The sequence below is a fragment of the Pseudomonas sp. SH10-3B genome, from assembly GCF_019891415.1.
Lineage (GTDB): Bacteria > Pseudomonadota > Gammaproteobacteria > Pseudomonadales > Pseudomonadaceae > Aquipseudomonas.
Genome location: NZ_JAFLXD010000030.1, coordinates 66,857 through 83,022 on the forward strand (window position 1 = coordinate 66,857; position 16,166 = coordinate 83,022).

At 60.7% G+C, this 16,166-nt stretch carries 19 protein-coding genes; 10 read left to right on the forward strand and 9 right to left on the reverse strand.

Features of this window, described 5'->3' with window-relative positions; genetic code table 11:
* Positions 1-59 precede the first annotated feature (59 nt).
* Together J1G35_RS20860 and J1G35_RS20865 are read right to left on the reverse strand one after the other, a co-directional pair.
* The gene (locus tag J1G35_RS20860) at positions 60-254 is read right to left on the reverse strand and encodes a hypothetical protein (RefSeq protein WP_032886687.1); all 195 of its coding nucleotides are present in this window, start codon (positions 252-254) and stop codon (positions 60-62) included.
* A 233-nt stretch (positions 255-487) separates the two neighbouring features.
* Positions 488-841 carry a hypothetical protein gene (locus J1G35_RS20865; RefSeq protein ID WP_027603153.1) on the reverse strand — a complete coding sequence of 118 codons (354 nt, stop codon included), beginning with the start codon at positions 839-841 and terminating at the stop codon, positions 488-490.
* 156 nt (positions 842-997) lie between these two features.
* Here J1G35_RS20865 and J1G35_RS20870 point away from each other — a divergent pair, with 156 nt between their 5' ends.
* Positions 998-1,816, forward strand: a complete 819-nt coding sequence (locus tag J1G35_RS20870; RefSeq protein WP_053132186.1) for a shikimate 5-dehydrogenase — start codon at positions 998-1,000, stop codon at positions 1,814-1,816.
* 136 nt (positions 1,817-1,952) lie between these two features.
* Here the strand turns inward: J1G35_RS20870 and J1G35_RS20875 are convergent, their stop codons facing one another.
* Positions 1,953-2,603 carry a DUF480 domain-containing protein gene (locus J1G35_RS20875; RefSeq protein WP_053132182.1) on the reverse strand — a complete coding sequence of 217 codons (651 nt, stop codon included), beginning with the start codon at positions 2,601-2,603 and terminating at the stop codon, positions 1,953-1,955.
* A gap of 116 nt (positions 2,604-2,719) precedes the next feature.
* Between J1G35_RS20875 and J1G35_RS20880 the strand changes: the two genes are divergently transcribed.
* Positions 2,720-3,229: a DUF1993 domain-containing protein gene (locus tag J1G35_RS20880; protein WP_053132179.1), complete on the forward strand. Its 510-nt coding sequence runs from the start codon at positions 2,720-2,722 to the stop codon at positions 3,227-3,229.
* A 64-nt stretch (positions 3,230-3,293) separates the two neighbouring features.
* Here the strand turns inward: J1G35_RS20880 and sstT are convergent, their stop codons facing one another.
* A complete protein-coding gene (gene sstT, locus J1G35_RS20885) occupies positions 3,294-4,514 on the reverse strand; it encodes a serine/threonine transporter SstT (protein WP_223015907.1) in 1,221 nt (406 codons plus the stop codon).
* A 232-nt stretch (positions 4,515-4,746) separates the two neighbouring features.
* Between sstT and J1G35_RS20890 the strand changes: the two genes are divergently transcribed.
* The gene (locus J1G35_RS20890) at positions 4,747-5,904 is read left to right on the forward strand and encodes an MFS transporter (protein ID WP_053132174.1); all 1,158 of its coding nucleotides are present in this window, start codon (positions 4,747-4,749) and stop codon (positions 5,902-5,904) included.
* A 4-nt stretch (positions 5,905-5,908) separates the two neighbouring features.
* Here J1G35_RS20890 and nhaR read toward each other — a convergent pair whose 3' ends face one another.
* The gene (nhaR, locus tag J1G35_RS20895; protein ID WP_053132172.1) at positions 5,909-6,811 is read right to left on the reverse strand and encodes a transcriptional activator NhaR; all 903 of its coding nucleotides are present in this window, start codon (positions 6,809-6,811) and stop codon (positions 5,909-5,911) included.
* Positions 6,812-6,945: 134 nt separating this feature from the next.
* On the opposite strand from nhaR, the gene J1G35_RS20900 reads away from it, so the two are divergent.
* From J1G35_RS20900 to mnmH, 4 genes are all read left to right on the forward strand, one after another.
* The gene (locus tag J1G35_RS20900; RefSeq protein WP_053132170.1) at positions 6,946-7,197 is read left to right on the forward strand and encodes a hypothetical protein; all 252 of its coding nucleotides are present in this window, start codon (positions 6,946-6,948) and stop codon (positions 7,195-7,197) included.
* Positions 7,198-7,226: 29 nt separating this feature from the next.
* A complete protein-coding gene (locus tag J1G35_RS20905) occupies positions 7,227-7,976 on the forward strand; it encodes a TerC family protein (protein ID WP_053132168.1) in 750 nt (249 codons plus the stop codon).
* A gap of 94 nt (positions 7,977-8,070) precedes the next feature.
* Positions 8,071-9,105 carry a selenide, water dikinase SelD gene (gene selD / locus J1G35_RS20910; protein ID WP_053132166.1) on the forward strand — a complete coding sequence of 345 codons (1,035 nt, stop codon included), beginning with the start codon at positions 8,071-8,073 and terminating at the stop codon, positions 9,103-9,105.
* The gene (mnmH, locus tag J1G35_RS20915) at positions 9,105-10,205 is read left to right on the forward strand and encodes a tRNA 2-selenouridine(34) synthase MnmH (protein ID WP_223015908.1); all 1,101 of its coding nucleotides are present in this window, start codon (positions 9,105-9,107) and stop codon (positions 10,203-10,205) included. The genes selD and mnmH overlap by 1 nt, the downstream gene beginning before the upstream one ends.
* Here the strand turns inward: mnmH and J1G35_RS20920 are convergent.
* Positions 10,195-11,250: a permease gene (locus J1G35_RS20920; protein ID WP_053132161.1), complete on the reverse strand. Its 1,056-nt coding sequence runs from the start codon at positions 11,248-11,250 to the stop codon at positions 10,195-10,197. The two genes, mnmH and J1G35_RS20920, sit on opposite strands and share 11 nt — an antisense overlap.
* Before the next feature lie 45 nt (positions 11,251-11,295).
* A complete protein-coding gene (locus tag J1G35_RS20925) occupies positions 11,296-11,997 on the reverse strand; it encodes a hypothetical protein (RefSeq protein WP_053132158.1) in 702 nt (233 codons plus the stop codon).
* Positions 11,998-12,251: 254 nt separating this feature from the next.
* Between J1G35_RS20925 and J1G35_RS20930 the strand changes: the two genes are divergently transcribed.
* The 3 genes from J1G35_RS20930 (at position 12,252) to hemB (ending at position 14,889) form a co-directional block, all read left to right on the forward strand.
* The gene (locus J1G35_RS20930) at positions 12,252-12,950 is read left to right on the forward strand and encodes a glutathione S-transferase N-terminal domain-containing protein (RefSeq protein WP_053132155.1); all 699 of its coding nucleotides are present in this window, start codon (positions 12,252-12,254) and stop codon (positions 12,948-12,950) included.
* A 3-nt stretch (positions 12,951-12,953) separates the two neighbouring features.
* Positions 12,954-13,796: a PhzF family phenazine biosynthesis protein gene (locus J1G35_RS20935; protein WP_223015909.1), complete on the forward strand. Its 843-nt coding sequence runs from the start codon at positions 12,954-12,956 to the stop codon at positions 13,794-13,796.
* A gap of 118 nt (positions 13,797-13,914) precedes the next feature.
* Positions 13,915-14,889 carry a porphobilinogen synthase gene (gene hemB, locus J1G35_RS20940; RefSeq protein ID WP_223015910.1) on the forward strand — a complete coding sequence of 325 codons (975 nt, stop codon included), beginning with the start codon at positions 13,915-13,917 and terminating at the stop codon, positions 14,887-14,889.
* Positions 14,890-14,957: 68 nt separating this feature from the next.
* Here the strand turns inward: hemB and J1G35_RS20945 are convergent, their stop codons facing one another.
* Positions 14,958-15,374: a hypothetical protein gene (locus J1G35_RS20945; RefSeq protein WP_223015911.1), complete on the reverse strand. Its 417-nt coding sequence runs from the start codon at positions 15,372-15,374 to the stop codon at positions 14,958-14,960.
* Positions 15,375-15,381: 7 nt separating this feature from the next.
* Positions 15,382-16,166: RHS repeat-associated core domain-containing protein (locus J1G35_RS20950; RefSeq protein ID WP_223015912.1), on the reverse strand; the 785-nt coding region annotated here is incomplete at its 5' end.

A 16,166-nucleotide genomic window follows, 5' to 3' on the forward strand; every position in this document is an offset into this window, starting at 1 on the left:
CGGGGCGCAGGCGCTCAGGAAAAATCACCTGGCTCGATAGTCGACATCAACAAAAGACGTCAGTCGACTACCTGATCGAGCATGCTCACGACTTCCTGCTCGTTAAGCAGGCCTTTGCGCACCAGGTTTTCCGCCAGCAGCGCGAGGAATTTGGCGGTGCGGTGGCCTTCCAGGTGCTTGAGCTCGGTGAGGGCGCTGTAGACCTTGCTGGACGTACAGAGGCCAGCGGTGCGGTGAGGGTTTTGTGTGGGCATGGTCAGTCGTCCTTGTTGTTATTGGCTGGACAGGATGGATAGTGGCAGGGTGTCGTCACACAAACATGACAGCGTGAGCCCCGTTCGGGCAAGTAGACTTTCGACCCTGATAGTGTCGGATTGCGGCTTGGCCATTATCCTCAGAGCGACGTTGGCAGGATAAATTCGGACGTTACCCACAAAAAAAGGCCCCGCGAGTGGGCGAGGCCTGGTTCATATGTGACGGTTGAGACTTACCAGCCGCGGCGGTAGTAGCCGTGGGGAGGGCCATAGTAGCCACGCGGTGGACCGTAATAGACCGGCGCCGGGCGGTAATAAACCTCTTGCTGCACATACACCGGTGGCGGTGGTGCGTAGTACACAGGCGGTGGCGCGGCATACACCGGCTGCGGTTGCACGTAGACCGGCTGCTGCACATAGACCTCACGGGGTTGGCTGGCAACCACGGAGCCCACTACGGCGGCGCCGACCAAGGCACCCAAGACGGCTGGGCCACCCCATCCACCACCGTGGGCGGAGGCTTGGCCTGCCATAGCGAGTGCACCTACCAGCAAGGCGATCTTGGGGATTGTACGAATCATGGTCATTCCTCGATTAGCCCCTGCGCTTGTGGTCTGCAATCAATAGACTCAAGTAATGTCGCGGGGATACTTTTAAGACAACGTATTTCTGAAAAACAGCACAGCCGCTAGGTAAAGGTTGTGTAAGGTCTGTACCGATTTGCTTACTCAAAGGAGTTATCCATGCAGATGCACCCCAACAAGGACACCCAACTGTGCATGTCTCTGTCGGCCCGCCCTGGGAATTTTGGCTTGCGTTTTCATAACCACCTGTACGAACAGTTGGGGCTGAACTTCTACTATAAGGCGTTCAGCAGTCAGGATTTGCCCGGCGCGATCGGCGGTATCCGCGCATTGGGTGTGCGTGGTTGCGGGGTGTCCATGCCCTTCAAGGAGGCTGCTATCGCCTTAGTGGACGAGCTCGACGAATCGGTTCAAGCCATCGATTCCTTGAACACCATCGTCAACACCAACGGACGTCTGAAGGCCTACAACACCGACTACATCGCTATCGAACAACTGCTCAAGAAGCACGCCGTGCCGCAGGATTCGACCTTCGCCCTGCTTGGCAGCGGCGGCATGGCCAAGGCGGTGGCCAGCGCCTTGCGTGATGGCGGCTATGCCAATGGCGTGATCGTGGCGCGTAACGAGGCGGCGGGCCGGGCATTGGCGCAGAACCTTGGGTACGAATGGCAGGCTGAACTGGGTGATTTGCGCCCACAGATGCTGATCAACGTGACGCCCATCGGCATGACCGGCGGGGCCGAAGCGGACGCCCTGGCGTTCGAGGCGGACGCGGTGGATGCAGCGGACACTGTCTTCGATGTGGTAGCGATCCCCGCCGAAACACCGTTGATCGTGCGCGGTCGGGCTAAAGGCAAGCGGGTGATTACCGGGCTGGAGGTGATTGCGATCCAGGCGTTGGAGCAATTCGTTCTGTACACCGGCGTGCGGCCTACGGATGAGCAGTTCCAGGCGGCAGTAGCCTTCGCCCGCAACTGAAGGCCACTGCAGCTCTAAATGTGGGAGGGGCGGTGCGACGATTCGACTTGCTCCCGATAGCGGTGTATCAGGCAATGAAAGTGTTGACTGACCCAGCGCTATCGGGAGCAAGCCCCCTCCCACATGGTTGACCGTTTCAGGCCTGTTCCAGCTGCGCCAATCGCTCTTCCAGAACTGCAATTCGTGCTTCAAGCTCTTCGATACGATCCAGCGAGACTGCGCCGGCAGAGCGCTCCACCGGGCTTCCCCGCGCGGCGATAATCGCCTCGATATCCGCCGGATCCCCCAGCGCATGGGTATAGCGATCCTCCCGCTGTCCCGCCTGGCGTGGCACCAGCAGCGCCAGCCCGCGGGCGATCAGGCGCTCCAACTGGTGCACCACCTGCTCGGCATCTTCGAAGTCATGCATGCGCCCGCTGCGGGTCAGCAGTTCGTTGACCGTCTGCGGGCCACGCAAAAACAGCAGCCCGGTCAGGATCACCTGGGCCGGCACCAGCTCCAGTGCCTTGTCCACGCGATGCTCCCAGCGGTCGGCGCGGCTGCCCATCACCAGGCGCGTGAAGCCTTGGCCTTCCAGTGCACGCAGACTCTGGCCAACCTGGCCCTGGCTCAGGTTCATCACCGGTTCACGGCTGGTCTTCTGGTTGCAGGCCAGGACCAGGGCGTTGAGGGTCAGGGGGTAGGTTTCCGGGTTGGTGGCCTGTTTTTCGATCAGGCAACCCAGGACGCGAATTTCCGTGCTGTTCAGGCGCGGCTCAGGGGTGTCGGTGTCGTGCTCGGCGGTCATCGCGCTTTCCCTATGCAGTGAACGCACTAGCCTAAGCCGGAAAAAATAAAAGACAAGCGCCTGGCGTGTCTATAATCGCCGCTGGTTCCAACCCTGCCATTACCCATGAGACTGCCATGACTATTTCCCTGTACGCCGCCTCCATCCCGGTCTTCAAGCAAATGCTCACCGCCCTGAGCGATGTGCTGAACAAAGCCGAAGCCCACGCCACCGCCAAGAACATCGACCCCAACGCTTTGCTGCAAGCGCGTCTGTTCCCGGACATGTTCCAGCTGGTGCGCCAGGTGCAGATCGCCGTCGACTTCGCCAAGGGCGTTTCCGCGCGCCTGGCCGAGATCGAAGTGCCGAAATACGACGACACCGAAGTCACCTTCGCCGACCTGCAAGCACTGATTGCCAAGGTCCTGGCGTTTGTCGACACCATCAAGCCCGAGCAAGTCGACGGCAAGGAAGGCATCGAGATCATCACCCGCCCAGGCACGCCGAAAGAGAAGCGCTTCAGCGGCCAGTCCTACCTGCTGACCTACGGCCTGCCGCAGTTCTTCTTCCACGTCACCACTGCATACGCTTTGCTGCGTCACAACGGCGTGGAAGTTGGCAAGCGTGACTACATGGGCGCTTTCTAAGCAGCCAAAAAAAGCCCGGGGTGGTTCAGGAATGAACCGCCCCGGGCTTTTTTACGCCTGGCGTTTAAGCCGGCCGCGCTTCCTTGCCCAAGCACGCGGCCGCTGTAAACAGCACGTCGGTGGATGAGTTGAGCGCGGTTTCCGCCGAATCCTGCAACACGCCGATGATGAAGCCTACGGCCACCACCTGCATGGCGATCTCGCTGGGAATGCCGAACAGGCTGCACGCCAGGGGAATCAGCAGCAGTGAGCCGCCGGCCACACCCGACGCGCCACAGGCGCAGACCGCCGCGACCACGCTGAGCAGCACGGCGGTCGGCAGGTCCACGGCGATGCCGAGGGTGTGCACGGCCGCCAGGGTCAACACGGTGATGGTGATCGCGGCACCGGCCATGTTGATCGTGGCACCCAGTGGAATCGACACCGAGTAGGTGTCTTCATGCAGGCCCAGGCGTTTGCTCAAGGCCAGGTTCACCGGAATATTCGCTGCGGAGCTGCGGGTGAAAAACGCGGTGATGCCGCTCTCGCGCAGGCACATCAGCACCAGCGGGTAGGGGTTGCGGCGCAGTTTCCAGAACACGATGGCCGGGTTGACCACCAGTGCCACGAACAGCATGCAGCCGATCAGCACCACCAGCAGGTGGGCGTAGCCGAGCAGGGCGCCGAAGCCCGAAGTGGCGAGTGTCGAAGCCACCAGGCCGAAGATACCCAGCGGGGCGAAGCGGATTACCACGCGCACGATCAGGGTCACCCCGTTGGACAGGTCGTCGAGCACCGTGCGGGTGGTTTCGCCGGCATGGCGAATGGCAATGCCCATGCCGATGGCCCAGGCCAGGATGCCGATGAAGTTGGCGTTCATCAGTGCGCTGACGGGATTGTCCACCACGCTCAACAGCAGGCTTTGCAAGACTTCGCCGATGCCGCCGGGGGCACTCACGGTGGCGTCATGGGTGGCGAGCACCAGCGATGAGGGAAACCACATGCTGGCAATCACCGCCACCACGGCAGCGGCAAAGGTGCCCAGCAGGTACAGGAACAGGATCGGCTTGATATGGGTTTCCTGGCCGTGTTTATGGTTGGCGATCGACGCCATCACCAGCACAAACACCAGGATCGGCGCCACGGCCTTGAGCGCGGCAACAAATACCTTGCCGATAAACCCGGTGGCCTTGGCCGCCTCGGGTAATAGCAGGGCCAGCAGGATGCCGGCGATCAAGCCGATGACGATTTGCGTGACCAGGCTGATGCGAGCCAGTCGTTGGAAAAGAGAAGGGGCAGCAGTCATATAAAGGATGTCTCTAGTTTTTTTAAGGGCGCAGCAATGCAGGCGGAAAGGGCTGTAGGAAGCAGGTCGCGAAGTCTAGCATGCTGCTGGGCCCGTCCCGGCCGCTGCGGCATTGGGTCACCGGGGCTTCGCAAAACCCGGACATACTCTGTTAAGATTCATCCCTCTCACCTTTCCTATCCGTCAGCGGGCCCTTCGGGCTGTCGTTGATGTCGTCGTTTCTGGAGTTTTCATGCTGTTTCCCATCCTGCTGCTGTCGGCCGCCGGCTTTACCGTGCTGACCACAGAATTCGTTATCGTCGGCCTGTTGCCGTCCATCGCCCGGGACCTCAACGTCAGCGTGTCCCAGGCCGGCCTGCTGGTAACGTTGTTTGCGTTTACCGTGGCGGCCTTTGGCCCGTTTCTGACCGCGTACTGCGCCCGTTTCCCACGCAAGCGTCTGTTTATCAGCATCCTGATCCTGTTCGGCGTGGCCAATACCGTGGCCGCATTGGCGCCGAATATCTGGGTGATGGCGTTGGCGCGTTTGATCCCGGCCCTGGGCCTGCCGGTGTTCTGGGCCCTGGCCAGTGAAACGGCGGTGGATATCGTCGGTCCCGAATACGCCGGGCGCGCCATCGAGAAGATCGGCTTCGGCATCGTCTGCGCCACGGTGTTCGGTATTCCAGTGGGCACGCTGATTTCCGATATGTTCGGCTGGCGTTCCGCGTTTGCGATCCTCGCCGTGGTCGCGCTGGCCAAGGCCTTGCTGCTGTTTATCTACCTGCCGGTGACCCAGCCGAAGAACGACCAGGTGTCGTTGCGTTCGCAGTTCAAGATCCTGCGCAACCCGCTGATGCAGGGCCATATCCTGCTGTCGATCCTGGTGTTCAGCGGCATGTTCACGGCGTACACCTACCTGGCGGACATCCTTGAGCGCCTGGCGGGTTTCGACGGCACGCTGGTGGGCTGGTGCTTGATGGGCTTCGGCGCGGTCGGGCTGATCGGCAACTCCCTGGGCGGGCGTGCGGTGGACCGTCACCCGCTGATCGCCTCGATGGTGTTCTGCGGTTTCATGATCGCCGGCATGGTCGCGCTGGTGCCGGCGATTCACTCCACGGTCGGCCTGGCGGCGGCGATGGCGGTGTGGGGCGTGACCCAGGCGGCGATGTTCCTGGTCAGCCATGTGCGGTTGATGAAGGCCGCGCCCCATGCGCCGGCGTTTGCGGCGTCGTTGAATATCGCCGGGGCCAACCTGGGGATCGGCCTGGGGGCGATGGTCGGCGGGCATGTGATCGACACCCTCGGCCTGGGCAGCCTGGGCTTCGCCGCGTCCGGGTTTATCCTGGTGTCGATCCTGCTGGCGCTGTGGCTGATGACCGCCAAGCCAGCGGTCGCTTCCAACGCCTGAGCCGTCAGGGCAGGGCGGTAAACAATTCTCGCCGTGCACCTTCGGTAATCGCCACGATGCCGGGGTGCTTGACCTTGCGCTCCACCGAGATCGCGTAGAACGACTCGGTGACGGCATCGGTCTGGCCAATCAACGCCACGCCGTACTGGCGCACCACCTCGTCGGCGATCACGCTGGGCGCGATGAAAATCCCGCTGCCGGATTGGCCAAATGCCTGCATCAAGGCGCTGTCATCGAACTCGCCGATGATCTTCGGTTGGATCTGCTGCTCGGCAAACCAACGTTGCAGGCGGCTGCGCACCACGGTTTCCGCGCCGGGGATCAACAGCGGCGCGCCGTGCAGGCACTGTGGGAAATCACCGGCGTACCTGTCAGCCAATGCCTGGGTGGCGAAAAAACTGATGCCACATTCCCCCAGTTTCTGGCTGTAGCCCTTGATGTCCAGGTGCGAGGGCATGGGGCTGTCGGAGATCACCAGGTCCAGGCGCTGAATCGCCAGGTCGGCCAATAAACGCTCCAGTTTGTCTTCGCGACAGGTAATGCGCAGGGGCTCGCTCAACTCCATCGTCGGCGCGATCAGCCGGTACACGATGGACTTGGGCACCACATCCGCCACCCCGACCCGAAACAGGATCTGTTGCTCATCGGGCTGCGCGCGCAGCATCGCCTCCAGTTCATTGCCGGTCTGGAACATCTGTTCGGCATAGGGCAGGGCCTGGCGCCCGGCTTCGGTGAGTTCAAGCTGGCGGCCTACCCGCTGAAACAGCGCAATCCCGTAGGTTTGCTCCAGCAGGCTGATCTGCCCGCTGATGGTCTGGGGCGTGAGGTTCAGTTGCTCGCAGGCGCGCACGATGCTGCCGGTCTTGGCCACTACCCAGAAGTAATGCAACTGTCGGTAATTGAGCATGATGATCGTCACTTCGTAAAAGCCGAAGTATACGCGAGAAAAATACGAATTTTCCTGAACTGTTTGCGTGCATAGAATGCCTCGCTATCGCGGGGCCACTATTTGGACCCAATGGTTCTAACGAGGAAGACATCATGAAGCTCAATTCCCTGGGCGCGGCATCGTTGCTTGCGCTTTCATTGGTGATGATCAGCGGTTGCGATCAGGTCGAAAAAAGCGCGCAACAGGTCATGGGCAAGGCCACCGAGTCGGCCAAGCAAGCCATCGATGACACCCAGAAGGCTGCCGAGCAGGCATTGAGTGAAGCGACAAACGGCCTGATCAGTCCACAAAAAAAGGACGATCAGGAAGAAAACGAGTCTGAATCGAACACCAAAGAAACCTAATCTCCCCAGCACAACGTCAGGACTGACCTATGGATTACCTTTTACAACTGGCCGCCAGCCCCACTGCCTGGATCGCTCTGGCCACCTTGATCGTGATGGAAATCGTGCTGGGCATCGATAACCTGATCTTTATCTCGATCCTCACCAACAAATTGCCGGAGAAACATCGGGCCAAGGCGCGACGCATCGGTATCAGCATGGCGTTGGTGTTGCGTCTGGGCCTGTTGAGCACCATTGCGTTTATCGTGCAATTGACCACGCCGGTGTTCGAAGTGCTCGGCCAGGCGTTCTCGTGGAAGGACATGATCCTGATCGCCGGTGGCCTGTTCCTGGTCTGGAAGGCCACCACCGAGATCCATCACAGCATGGACCCGGAGCCTGAAGAGAAAACCAGCGCCGGCAATGTCGTGGCGATCGGGTTTGCCGCCGCCATCGGGCAGATCCTGTTGCTCGACCTGGTGTTCTCCATCGACAGCATCATCACCGCCGTGGGCATGACCGAGCACTTGCCGATCATGATCATCGCCGTGGTGACCTCGGTGATCGTGATGCTGGTGGCGGCCGAGCCGTTGGCCAAGTTCATCAACGACAACCCGACCGTGGTAATGCTGGCCCTGGGCTTCCTGATCATGATCGGCATGACGCTGATCGCCGAAGGCTTCGGCGCCCATGTGCCTAAAGGCTACGTGTACGCGGCCATGGCCTTCTCGGCGGCCATCGAGTGCCTGAACATCGCTCGGCGCAACCGTCACAAGCGTCTGCTCGCTGCCCGCCAGTAACGCTGCAACCCCAAAGGCCGGCTGTGCTCACAAGAGCCCAGCCGGCCTTTTGCTGTCTGCTAGAATCCGCCCACTTGATAGCTTGAGGTCCACCATGAACGAGCCGATTCGCCTTACCCAGTACAGCCATGGCGCGGGGTGTGGCTGCAAGATCTCGCCCCAGGTGCTGGAAGTGATCCTTGCCGGCAGCGGCGCACAGAACCTCGACCCCAACCTGTGGGTGGGCAACGCCTCGCGGGACGACGCGGCGGTGTACGCCATCGACGACGAGCGTGGCGTGGTCTCCACCACCGACTTTTTCATGCCGATTGTCGATGACCCCTTCGACTTCGGCCGCATTGCCGCCACCAATGCCATCAGCGACATCTACGCCATGGGCGGCGATCCGCTGATGGCCATCGCCATTCTTGGCTGGCCGGTGAACGTGCTGGCGCCGGAGATCGCCCGCGAAGTGATCCGTGGCGGCCGCTCGGTGTGCGACGAAGCCGGCATTCCCCTGGCGGGCGGGCACTCCATCGACGCCCCCGAGCCGATCTTCGGCCTGGCCGTGACCGGCATCGTGCAAAAACGCCATATGAAGCGCAACGACACCGCCACGGTGGGCTGCCGGCTGTACCTGACCAAACCGTTGGGCATCGGCATCCTCACCACTGCGGAAAAGAAGGGCAAGCTTCGCGAGGCGGATATCGGCCTGGCCCGTGACTGGATGTGCACCCTCAACAAGCCCGGCAGCCGTTTCGGCAAGTTGGCCGGTGTGACGGCAATGACGGATGTCACCGGTTTCGGTCTGTTGGGCCACCTGGTGGAAATGGCGGACGGCAGCGGGGTGACCGCACGCATCGAATACGACAAAGTCCCACGTCTGCCGGGGATCGAAGACTACCTGGACCAGGGCTGCATGCCGGGTGGCACCTTGCGCAACTTCGACAGTTATTCGCGCAAACTCGGGCGCCTGCAGGAATTGCACAAGCGTGTACTGTGCGATCCGCAGACCAGCGGCGGCCTGCTGATCGCCGTGACCCCGGAAGGCGACGCCGAATTCCACGCGGTGGCCGCCGAGTTGGGCCTGGACCTTGAGCCAATCGGCGAGCTGGTTGAGCGACAGACCCACGCGGTAGAGGTGTTTTGATGGCAACTGACATCACCGACTACCGCGACATTTTCCTCAACGACCGGCCGATGATGGACACCCGCGCGCCGGTCGAATTCGCCAAGGGCGCGTTCCCAGGCGTGATCAACCTGCCGTTGATGACCGATGACGAGCGTCAACGCGTCGGCACCTGCTACAAGCAGCAGGGCCAGCAAGCCGCCATTGTACTGGGGCATGAGCTGGTGTCGGGGGCGATCAAGGTTGAACGGATCGAACAATGGGCACGGTTTGCCCAGGCCCATCCTGACGGTTTCTTGTATTGCTTCCGTGGCGGGCTGCGCTCGCAGATCGTGCAGCAATGGTTGAAAACCGAAGCCGGAATCGAGTACCCCCGGGTCGGCGGTGGCTACAAGGCCATGCGGACCTTCCTGCTGGAGACCCTTGATCAGGCGGCAGCCCAATGTGATTTCGTACTGCTGGGCGGCATGACCGGCACCGGCAAGACCGAAGTGCTCGGCCAGTTGCGCAACGCCCTGGACCTGGAAGGCCACGCCAACCACCGCGGTTCCAGCTTCGGCAAGCGCGCCACGGCGCAACCCTCCACTATCGACTTCGAAAACCGCCTGGCGGTGGACCTGTTGAAAAAACGCGCGGGTGGCATCGAGCAGTTCGTGGTCGAGGATGAAAGCCGCATGATCGGCAGCTGCGCACTGCCGCTGCCATTGCACAAGGGCATGCAGGCCTTTCCGATGGTGTGGCTGGAAGACAGCGTCGAAGGCCGCGTCGAGCGCATCCTGCGTGATTACGTGGTGGACCTGTGCGCAGAGTTTATCTCGGTGTTTGGCGAACAAGGCCAGGCGTTGTTTGCCGAGCGCCTGACCCAGAGCCTGGCCAATATCCACAAGCGCCTGGGCGGCGAGCGCTTTCAGCGCTTGCAGGCGATCATGCAGGACGCTTTGGCGGAACAGTTGCGCAGCGGCGCCGTGGACCTGCATCGCGCCTGGATTGAAGGGTTGTTGCGCGAATATTACGACCCGATGTACGCCTTTCAGCGTGAAAGCAAAGGCGCACGGATCGAGTTTGCGGGAGAGCAGGGCGCCGTCACGGCCTATCTGCGCGAGCGCGCCCTTAGAGGATAAGCGCGCCGATCAACCCGCACACCACGCCCACCAGCATGGTCAGCCCGGCCACCGTCACCAGGACCCGCGCATCGAAGTCCTTACGCAGCATCAACAGCGACGGCAGGCTCACGCTGGGCAGGGTCATCAGCAAGGCCACGGCCGGGCCGGTGCCCATGCCCAGGGCCATCATGGTTTGTACGATAGGGATCTCCGCCGCTGTAGGAATCACAAACAGCGTGCCGACAATCGCCAGGGGCACCAGCCATACCAGGCTGTTGGCCATGGCGCCGTCCACATGGGGGAACAACCAGACCCGCGCGGCGCCGAGTACCAGTACCGCCAGGATATAGATCGGTATGGTGCTCCAGAACAGCTGCCACAGGGTCCGCAGCCACCGACTGAGGAACGGTTGCGCTTCGACCTGGCTGGCCTCGGTCACCGCGTCCAGCGCGACTTCCGGCACCTGGTCAGGCCGCGCGATGCGCTGCGCCACCAGCGACACACCCACCACCAGCACAATGCCCGCCACCAGCCTCAACGCGGTAAAGCCCCAGCCGAGTACAAAGCCCATGAACACCAGCGTCGCCGGGTTCAGCACCGGGTTGGCAATCCAGAAGGCCAGCGCCGCGCCCACCGATACCTGCTGGCGACGCATGCCCGCCGCGACGGGGGCCGCGCAGCAACTGCACATCATCCCCGGCAAGGCGAGCAGCCCGCCGCGCAAGGTCGAGCCCAGGCCGGCACGGCCAAACAGGCGCAGCAACCAGTCGCGGGGGATCAGCACTTGCAGCAGCGAGCCGAGAATCACCGCCAGTACGGCAGCCTTCCAGATCGCCAGGAAATACACCTGGGCGTAGGCCAGTGCCGCTGCCAGCGGTGAGCTTTGTTGATCGTTGAGGATCGAGGCGCCGATGCTGTGGTTGTCAGCCGCAACAAACGCCTTGAGGTAGTAGGGCGACCACTTCACGTAGTAGAGGCCGACGCAGGCCACCAATAGGAAGAGTGCTGGTTTCCACCAGAACGACCAGCCCCGGTTGGGCTGGGTGGAGGCGAGGTTGGGCATGAGGGCGAGTCCGCAGATGAGTCAATAGCGCAGCATCATACGCCCTCAGCTTTCGGCACTCACCTGTGTGGGTTGCGGGCAGGTTTCCTCACCGTCGTTCAGGCCCTGCTTGTAGTTGCGGCTGAGCAGGGAGGCTTTGCCGTTGTGCCAGGTCAGGGTCAGTACGTACAGCGTGTCGTAGTCACTGCCGGACCAGTCGTCGGTAATCGTGTGTTTTTCGCCGGAGGCTTCGCTCGCGACCTTGTTGATCAGCTCCGGCAGGTAGCCGTGGGACCAGGCGGTGTAGATGGTGGCATTGTGGTACTTGTCTTCCACCAGTTCGTCGGCCAGGTCGCTGGTGTCATTCGCCGAGAACTTGATGTTCACCGGCAGGCCCAACTTGATGGCGCTGGGGCTGATGGTCATCAATGGGCGAATATAGCTGTAGGAGTTGTCCAGCTCACCTTCCTCGACATTGCGGGTCGGGTTGGCGGCGAAGACGAAGTTGGCCTTGCCGAATTTTTCCGGCAGCAGGGTGGCCAGGTTCATCGCACGGTTCAACCCCTGGCAATTGAGCTGCCCGAGGCCGCCGGCAGGTTTTTCGGCGTGGCGCAGGAACACCAGGGTTTGCACGCCGTCCACCGGCTGGGCGCGGCTTTCACGGGCGTCGAGGGCGGCGACCAAGGCGCCACTCACCAGCAGCAGTGGCAGCAGGGTGTACGAATAGCGTTTGAAGCGTTGCACAAGGCGCAGAGGCTTGATCTTCATTATAGGTTCGAGTCTTCGTGCGTCACGTTAAGGCGGACAAGCCTGGCCCCAGTGACGCCAGGGGCGTCCTGCGGTGTTCCGTGTCGGTATAGCGAGGTGCCTCCATTCACCGTTCAAGCGCACTTAAGAGTGCCCTCGGGCGTATTGGTTCGCCCACGCGGGATAATAGCCGGCTGATGTTGCGCATTGATGACCCATGCAGGACACCGCTCAGATGACTATCATGGGGGCTTTCTGCCTCAGGGATCATCTCGATGAACTCAATCGCCGCCTTCCCGATCAACAGTAAATGGCCCGCCCAGCACCCTGAGCGCCTGCAACTGTACTCGCTGCCCACGCCCAACGGGGTAAAAGTCTCGATCATGCTCGAAGAACTGGGCCTGCCTTATGAGGCGCACAAGGTCAGTTTCGAGACCCAGGACCAGTTTTCCCCCGAGTTCCTGTCCCTGAACCCCAACAACAAAATCCCCGCGATCATCGACCCCGACGGCCCGGCGGGCCAGCCGCTGGCGTTGTTCGAGTCGGGCGCGATCCTGATCTATCTGGCAGAAAAAACCAGCCAGTTGCTCTCTGAGGATCCGGCGACACGTTATGAAACGATTCAATGGCTGATGTTCCAGATGGGCGGCATCGGCCCTATGTTTGGCCAGCTGGGGTTCTTCAACAAATTTGCCGGCAAGGCCTACGAAGATAAACGCCCCCGTGACCGTTACGCCGCCGAATCCCGGCGCTTGCTGGAGGTGCTGGAAAAGCGCCTGCTTGGTCGCACCTGGATCATGGGGGATGACTACAGCATTGCAGACATTGCCACCTTCCCATGGATTCGCAACCTGATCGGTTTCTATGAATCGGGCGATCTGGTCGGCATTGCCGACTTCCCTAACGTACTGCGCGCGCTGGATGGCTTTGTCGCCCGGCCGGCGGTGATCCGTGGCCTGAGTATTCCGAGCTGACGCATGCCGACTTTCGATTTCAAACAACTGGATGTATTCAGCAGCGTGGCGCTCAAGGGCAATCCGCTGGCCGTCGTCCTGGGGGCTGATAGCCTCAGCGACCAGCAGATGGCCGATTTTGCCAAGTGGACAAACCTCAGTGAAACCACGTTTTTGCTGACACCGCGGGATGCTCGGGCTGACTACCGGGTGAGAATTTTTACCACCTTGCAGGAGTTGCCGTTCGCCGGGCACCCGACGCTGGGCAGTTGCCATGCATGGCTGCAAGCGGGTGGGGTGCCCAAAGGTGAGGAGATCATCCAGGAGTGTGAAATCGGCCTGGTGCGTATCCGGCGCCAAGGCGCTGAGCTGGCATTTATTGCACCGCCGTTGCTGCGCTCAGGTGCCGTGGATGCGCCCTTGCTGGAGCGCGTACGACTGGGGTTGGGGTTGGCGCCGGACAGCATTGTGCGCAGCCAGTGGGTTGATAATGGGGCGGGGTGGCTCGCGGTGATGCTGGCTGAGCGTGATCAAGTCCTGGCTTTGCAGCCGGACTATTCGCAACTGCTGGGACTGGCCGTCGGCGTAATTGCACCTTGCAACCCTGCTCGCGACGACGTGGACGCGCAATTTGAGGTGCGTGCCTTTGTCGCAGGCGACGGGGCCCAGGAAGACCCGGCCACCGGCAGCCTGAATGCCGGCGTCGCGCAATGGCTGCTCAGCGAAGGGCTCGCGCCTGAGTGCTACGTGGTCAGCCAGGGCACGGCCATGGGGCGTGCGGGGCGTATTCGCGTCGAGCGCCAGGGCGATGAAATCTGGGTCGGCGGCGCCGTCGCGGTGTGCATCGAAGGGCGTCTACAGCTCTAGATCAATACATTATTACGGCCCCCGCAATACACTGTTGGCCCCTTGGCGTTTGTACTGCCGGGGCCTTGGGGCATAAGCTTTCGCCCCAAAGATTTTCAGCCATTTTTTCAGGACAGCCATGACCAGCCAGTTCCCCCAAGCCCGCCCCCGTCGCCTGCGCCGCTCCCCGGAGCTGCGTGGCTTGTTCCAGGAAACCGAGTTCACCCTCAACGACCTGGTGCTGCCGATTTTCGTCGAAGAAGAAATCGATGACTTCGTGCCGATCACCAGCATGCCCGGCGTGCAACGCATCCCGGAAAAGAAGCTGGCTGCTGAGATCGAGCGCTATGCCCGTGCCGGTATCAAGTCGGTGATGACTTTCGGCGTGTCCCACCACCTGGACGCCAACGGCAGCGACACCTGGAAAGAACATGGCCTGGTTTCGCGGATGTCCTCAATCATCAAGGACGCGGTGCCGGACATGATCGTGATGTCCGACACGTGCTTCTGCGAATACACCGACCACGGCCACTGCGGCGTAATGCACGGTGCCCATGTCGACAACGATGCGACCCTGGTCAACCTCGGCAAGCAGGCTGTTGCCGCCGCCCGCGCCGGTGCCGACGTGATCGCCCCCTCGGCCGCCATGGACGGCCAGGTCCAGGCCATCCGCCGCGCGTTGGATGAAGCCGGCTTCACCCATATCCCGATCATGGCCTACTCGACCAAATTCGCCTCGGCCCTCTACGGCCCATTCCGCGAAGCCGGCGGCAGCGCGCTCAAGGGCGACCGCAAAAGCTACCAGATGAACCCGATGAACCGCCGCGAAGCCGTGCGCGAATCGCTGCTGGACGAACAGGAAGGCGCGGACGCACTGATGGTCAAACCGGCCGGTGCCTACCTCGACATCATCCGCGACATCCGCGAAGCCTCGCGCCTGCCGGTGGCGGCGTACCAGGTCAGCGGCGAATACGCGATGATCAAGTTCGGCGCCCAGGCGGGCGCGATCGATGAGGATCGGGTCGTGCGTGAGACGTTGGGGGCGATCAAGCGTGCGGGGGCGGACTTGATTTTCACTTATTTCGCTATGGACTTGGCGTTGGCTGGGATTTAAGGGCAGTGCAAACCCTGTGGGGGCAAACGCTCGTCACAGGGTTTGGGTTGTCAGGGAGAGTGGCGGTGTTACCACGTTGACTGGTCTTCGAGGCTGGCTTTTTCGAGGTCGTCTTTCCAGACCTTATTGGCTAAACGGTAGATATCGGCGAAGAAGCCTCTAGGGTCGGCGATTTCTGTTTCGTCCCAAGCCATAGTTATGTATTCGTCGTAATCGCTTTCGAATTCTTTCGAGAAGTCAAAGTCGGGGTTGTCCAGCACATCTCTGAGTTCAGACATCAATACGAAGCGATGTCTATATGACAGATACATGAGGTCCTTCAGAATAAAAGAAATTATGATTGTTTCTCGGTCTTTCTCGTTGTTAGGGTCGTACTTCCATAGTTCTTTGCCAGCTGTCTCCTCAAGATCGTATATCGATAGAGCTCCCAATATATGAGAGATATTAGGAGTGTAAGGAGTATTCATGAATGGGCATTTCAGCATTGTCTGCTCACTTAGGGAATGCAGTGAATGGCCGAGTTGGATTGTTTCTGTCAAATCTGACCTCCGCTCTGTCCATGTTTTCAATGTACTTAGGATCGTTTACGTCCCTGCGGTTAGGTTTGTAGCCTCGACCGGCTCCGGGTAGCTCGACTATAACCACGGGGTTACCTCTTCCATCAAGACCTGTAGGAAATGGTGGGTCGCTTTGCATCCTACCCATGGCTTTATTTATAGCGTGGAGCTGCATTCCCCAGGTTTTAAATTGGGAGCTGGAATTAATAGTTTCTCTCGCCCCAGTGGTCGGATTTGTTCCATCAATAGATCTTTGCTTTAAAGCGTTGTCTGGTATCTCTGGGCCATGCTTTTCAACCGAGTGCATATCGTATTTCTGCTCCCAATCCAGTACTTTTTGTTTTGCATTTGCCTCTGCCAGTTCATCTATTCTCGTCTGTCGTTGAGTGTGCGCCAGTTGAGGTAGAGCGGGCGCGCCTTCATTAACGCTCGGCTTCAAAAAAATAGGAGGAGCGTTAGGCTTGCATTCGTCTCCACCTGGACATGTGCTCAAGCCTAACGGATCCACCCACCCCGTAGGGTTGGGCACATACTGGTACCCATTGATCCCACCCGCCAACTTCACCGGGTCCGGCGTCAGATAACGACCAATATCCGGATTGTAGTAGCGATGACGGTTGTAGTGCAGCCCGCTTTCCTGATCGAAGTACTGCCCCTGAAAACGTAGCGGGTTGTCGATTTTGCCTTTGTCTAGACGGCTAATCTGGCCGTAGGCGCGGT

Bases quoted from the DNA above. Each gene is read 5' to 3' on its own strand.
- J1G35_RS20905 (WP_053132168.1), top strand. From the start codon at position 7,227: ATGGATTACCTTTTACAACTGGCCGCCAGCCCCACTGCCTGGATCGCT.
- J1G35_RS20860 (WP_032886687.1), bottom strand. From the start codon at position 254: ATGCCCACACAAAACCCTCACCGCACCGCTGGCCTCTGTACGTCCAGC.
- J1G35_RS20900 (WP_053132170.1), top strand. From the start codon at position 6,946: ATGAAGCTCAATTCCCTGGGCGCGGCATCGTTGCTTGCGCTTTCATTG.
- J1G35_RS20880 (WP_053132179.1), top strand. From the start codon at position 2,720: ATGACTATTTCCCTGTACGCCGCCTCCATCCCGGTCTTCAAGCAAATG.
- sstT (WP_223015907.1), bottom strand. From the start codon at position 4,514: ATGACTGCTGCCCCTTCTCTTTTCCAACGACTGGCTCGCATCAGCCTG.
- nhaR (WP_053132172.1), bottom strand. From the start codon at position 6,811: ATGCTCAATTACCGACAGTTGCATTACTTCTGGGTAGTGGCCAAGACC.
- J1G35_RS20945 (WP_223015911.1), bottom strand. From the start codon at position 15,374: ATGCTGAAATGCCCATTCATGAATACTCCTTACACTCCTAATATCTCT.
- hemB (WP_223015910.1), top strand. From the start codon at position 13,915: ATGACCAGCCAGTTCCCCCAAGCCCGCCCCCGTCGCCTGCGCCGCTCC.
- J1G35_RS20870 (WP_053132186.1), top strand. From the start codon at position 998: ATGCAGATGCACCCCAACAAGGACACCCAACTGTGCATGTCTCTGTCG.
- J1G35_RS20935 (WP_223015909.1), top strand. From the start codon at position 12,954: ATGCCGACTTTCGATTTCAAACAACTGGATGTATTCAGCAGCGTGGCG.
- J1G35_RS20930 (WP_053132155.1), top strand. From the start codon at position 12,252: ATGAACTCAATCGCCGCCTTCCCGATCAACAGTAAATGGCCCGCCCAG.
- J1G35_RS20890 (WP_053132174.1), top strand. From the start codon at position 4,747: ATGCTGTTTCCCATCCTGCTGCTGTCGGCCGCCGGCTTTACCGTGCTG.
- J1G35_RS20920 (WP_053132161.1), bottom strand. From the start codon at position 11,250: ATGCCCAACCTCGCCTCCACCCAGCCCAACCGGGGCTGGTCGTTCTGG.
- J1G35_RS20925 (WP_053132158.1), bottom strand. From the start codon at position 11,997: ATGAAGATCAAGCCTCTGCGCCTTGTGCAACGCTTCAAACGCTATTCG.
- J1G35_RS20865 (WP_027603153.1), bottom strand. From the start codon at position 841: ATGACCATGATTCGTACAATCCCCAAGATCGCCTTGCTGGTAGGTGCA.
- selD (WP_053132166.1), top strand. From the start codon at position 8,071: ATGAACGAGCCGATTCGCCTTACCCAGTACAGCCATGGCGCGGGGTGT.
- mnmH (WP_223015908.1), top strand. From the start codon at position 9,105: ATGGCAACTGACATCACCGACTACCGCGACATTTTCCTCAACGACCGG.
- J1G35_RS20875 (WP_053132182.1), bottom strand. From the start codon at position 2,603: ATGACCGCCGAGCACGACACCGACACCCCTGAGCCGCGCCTGAACAGC.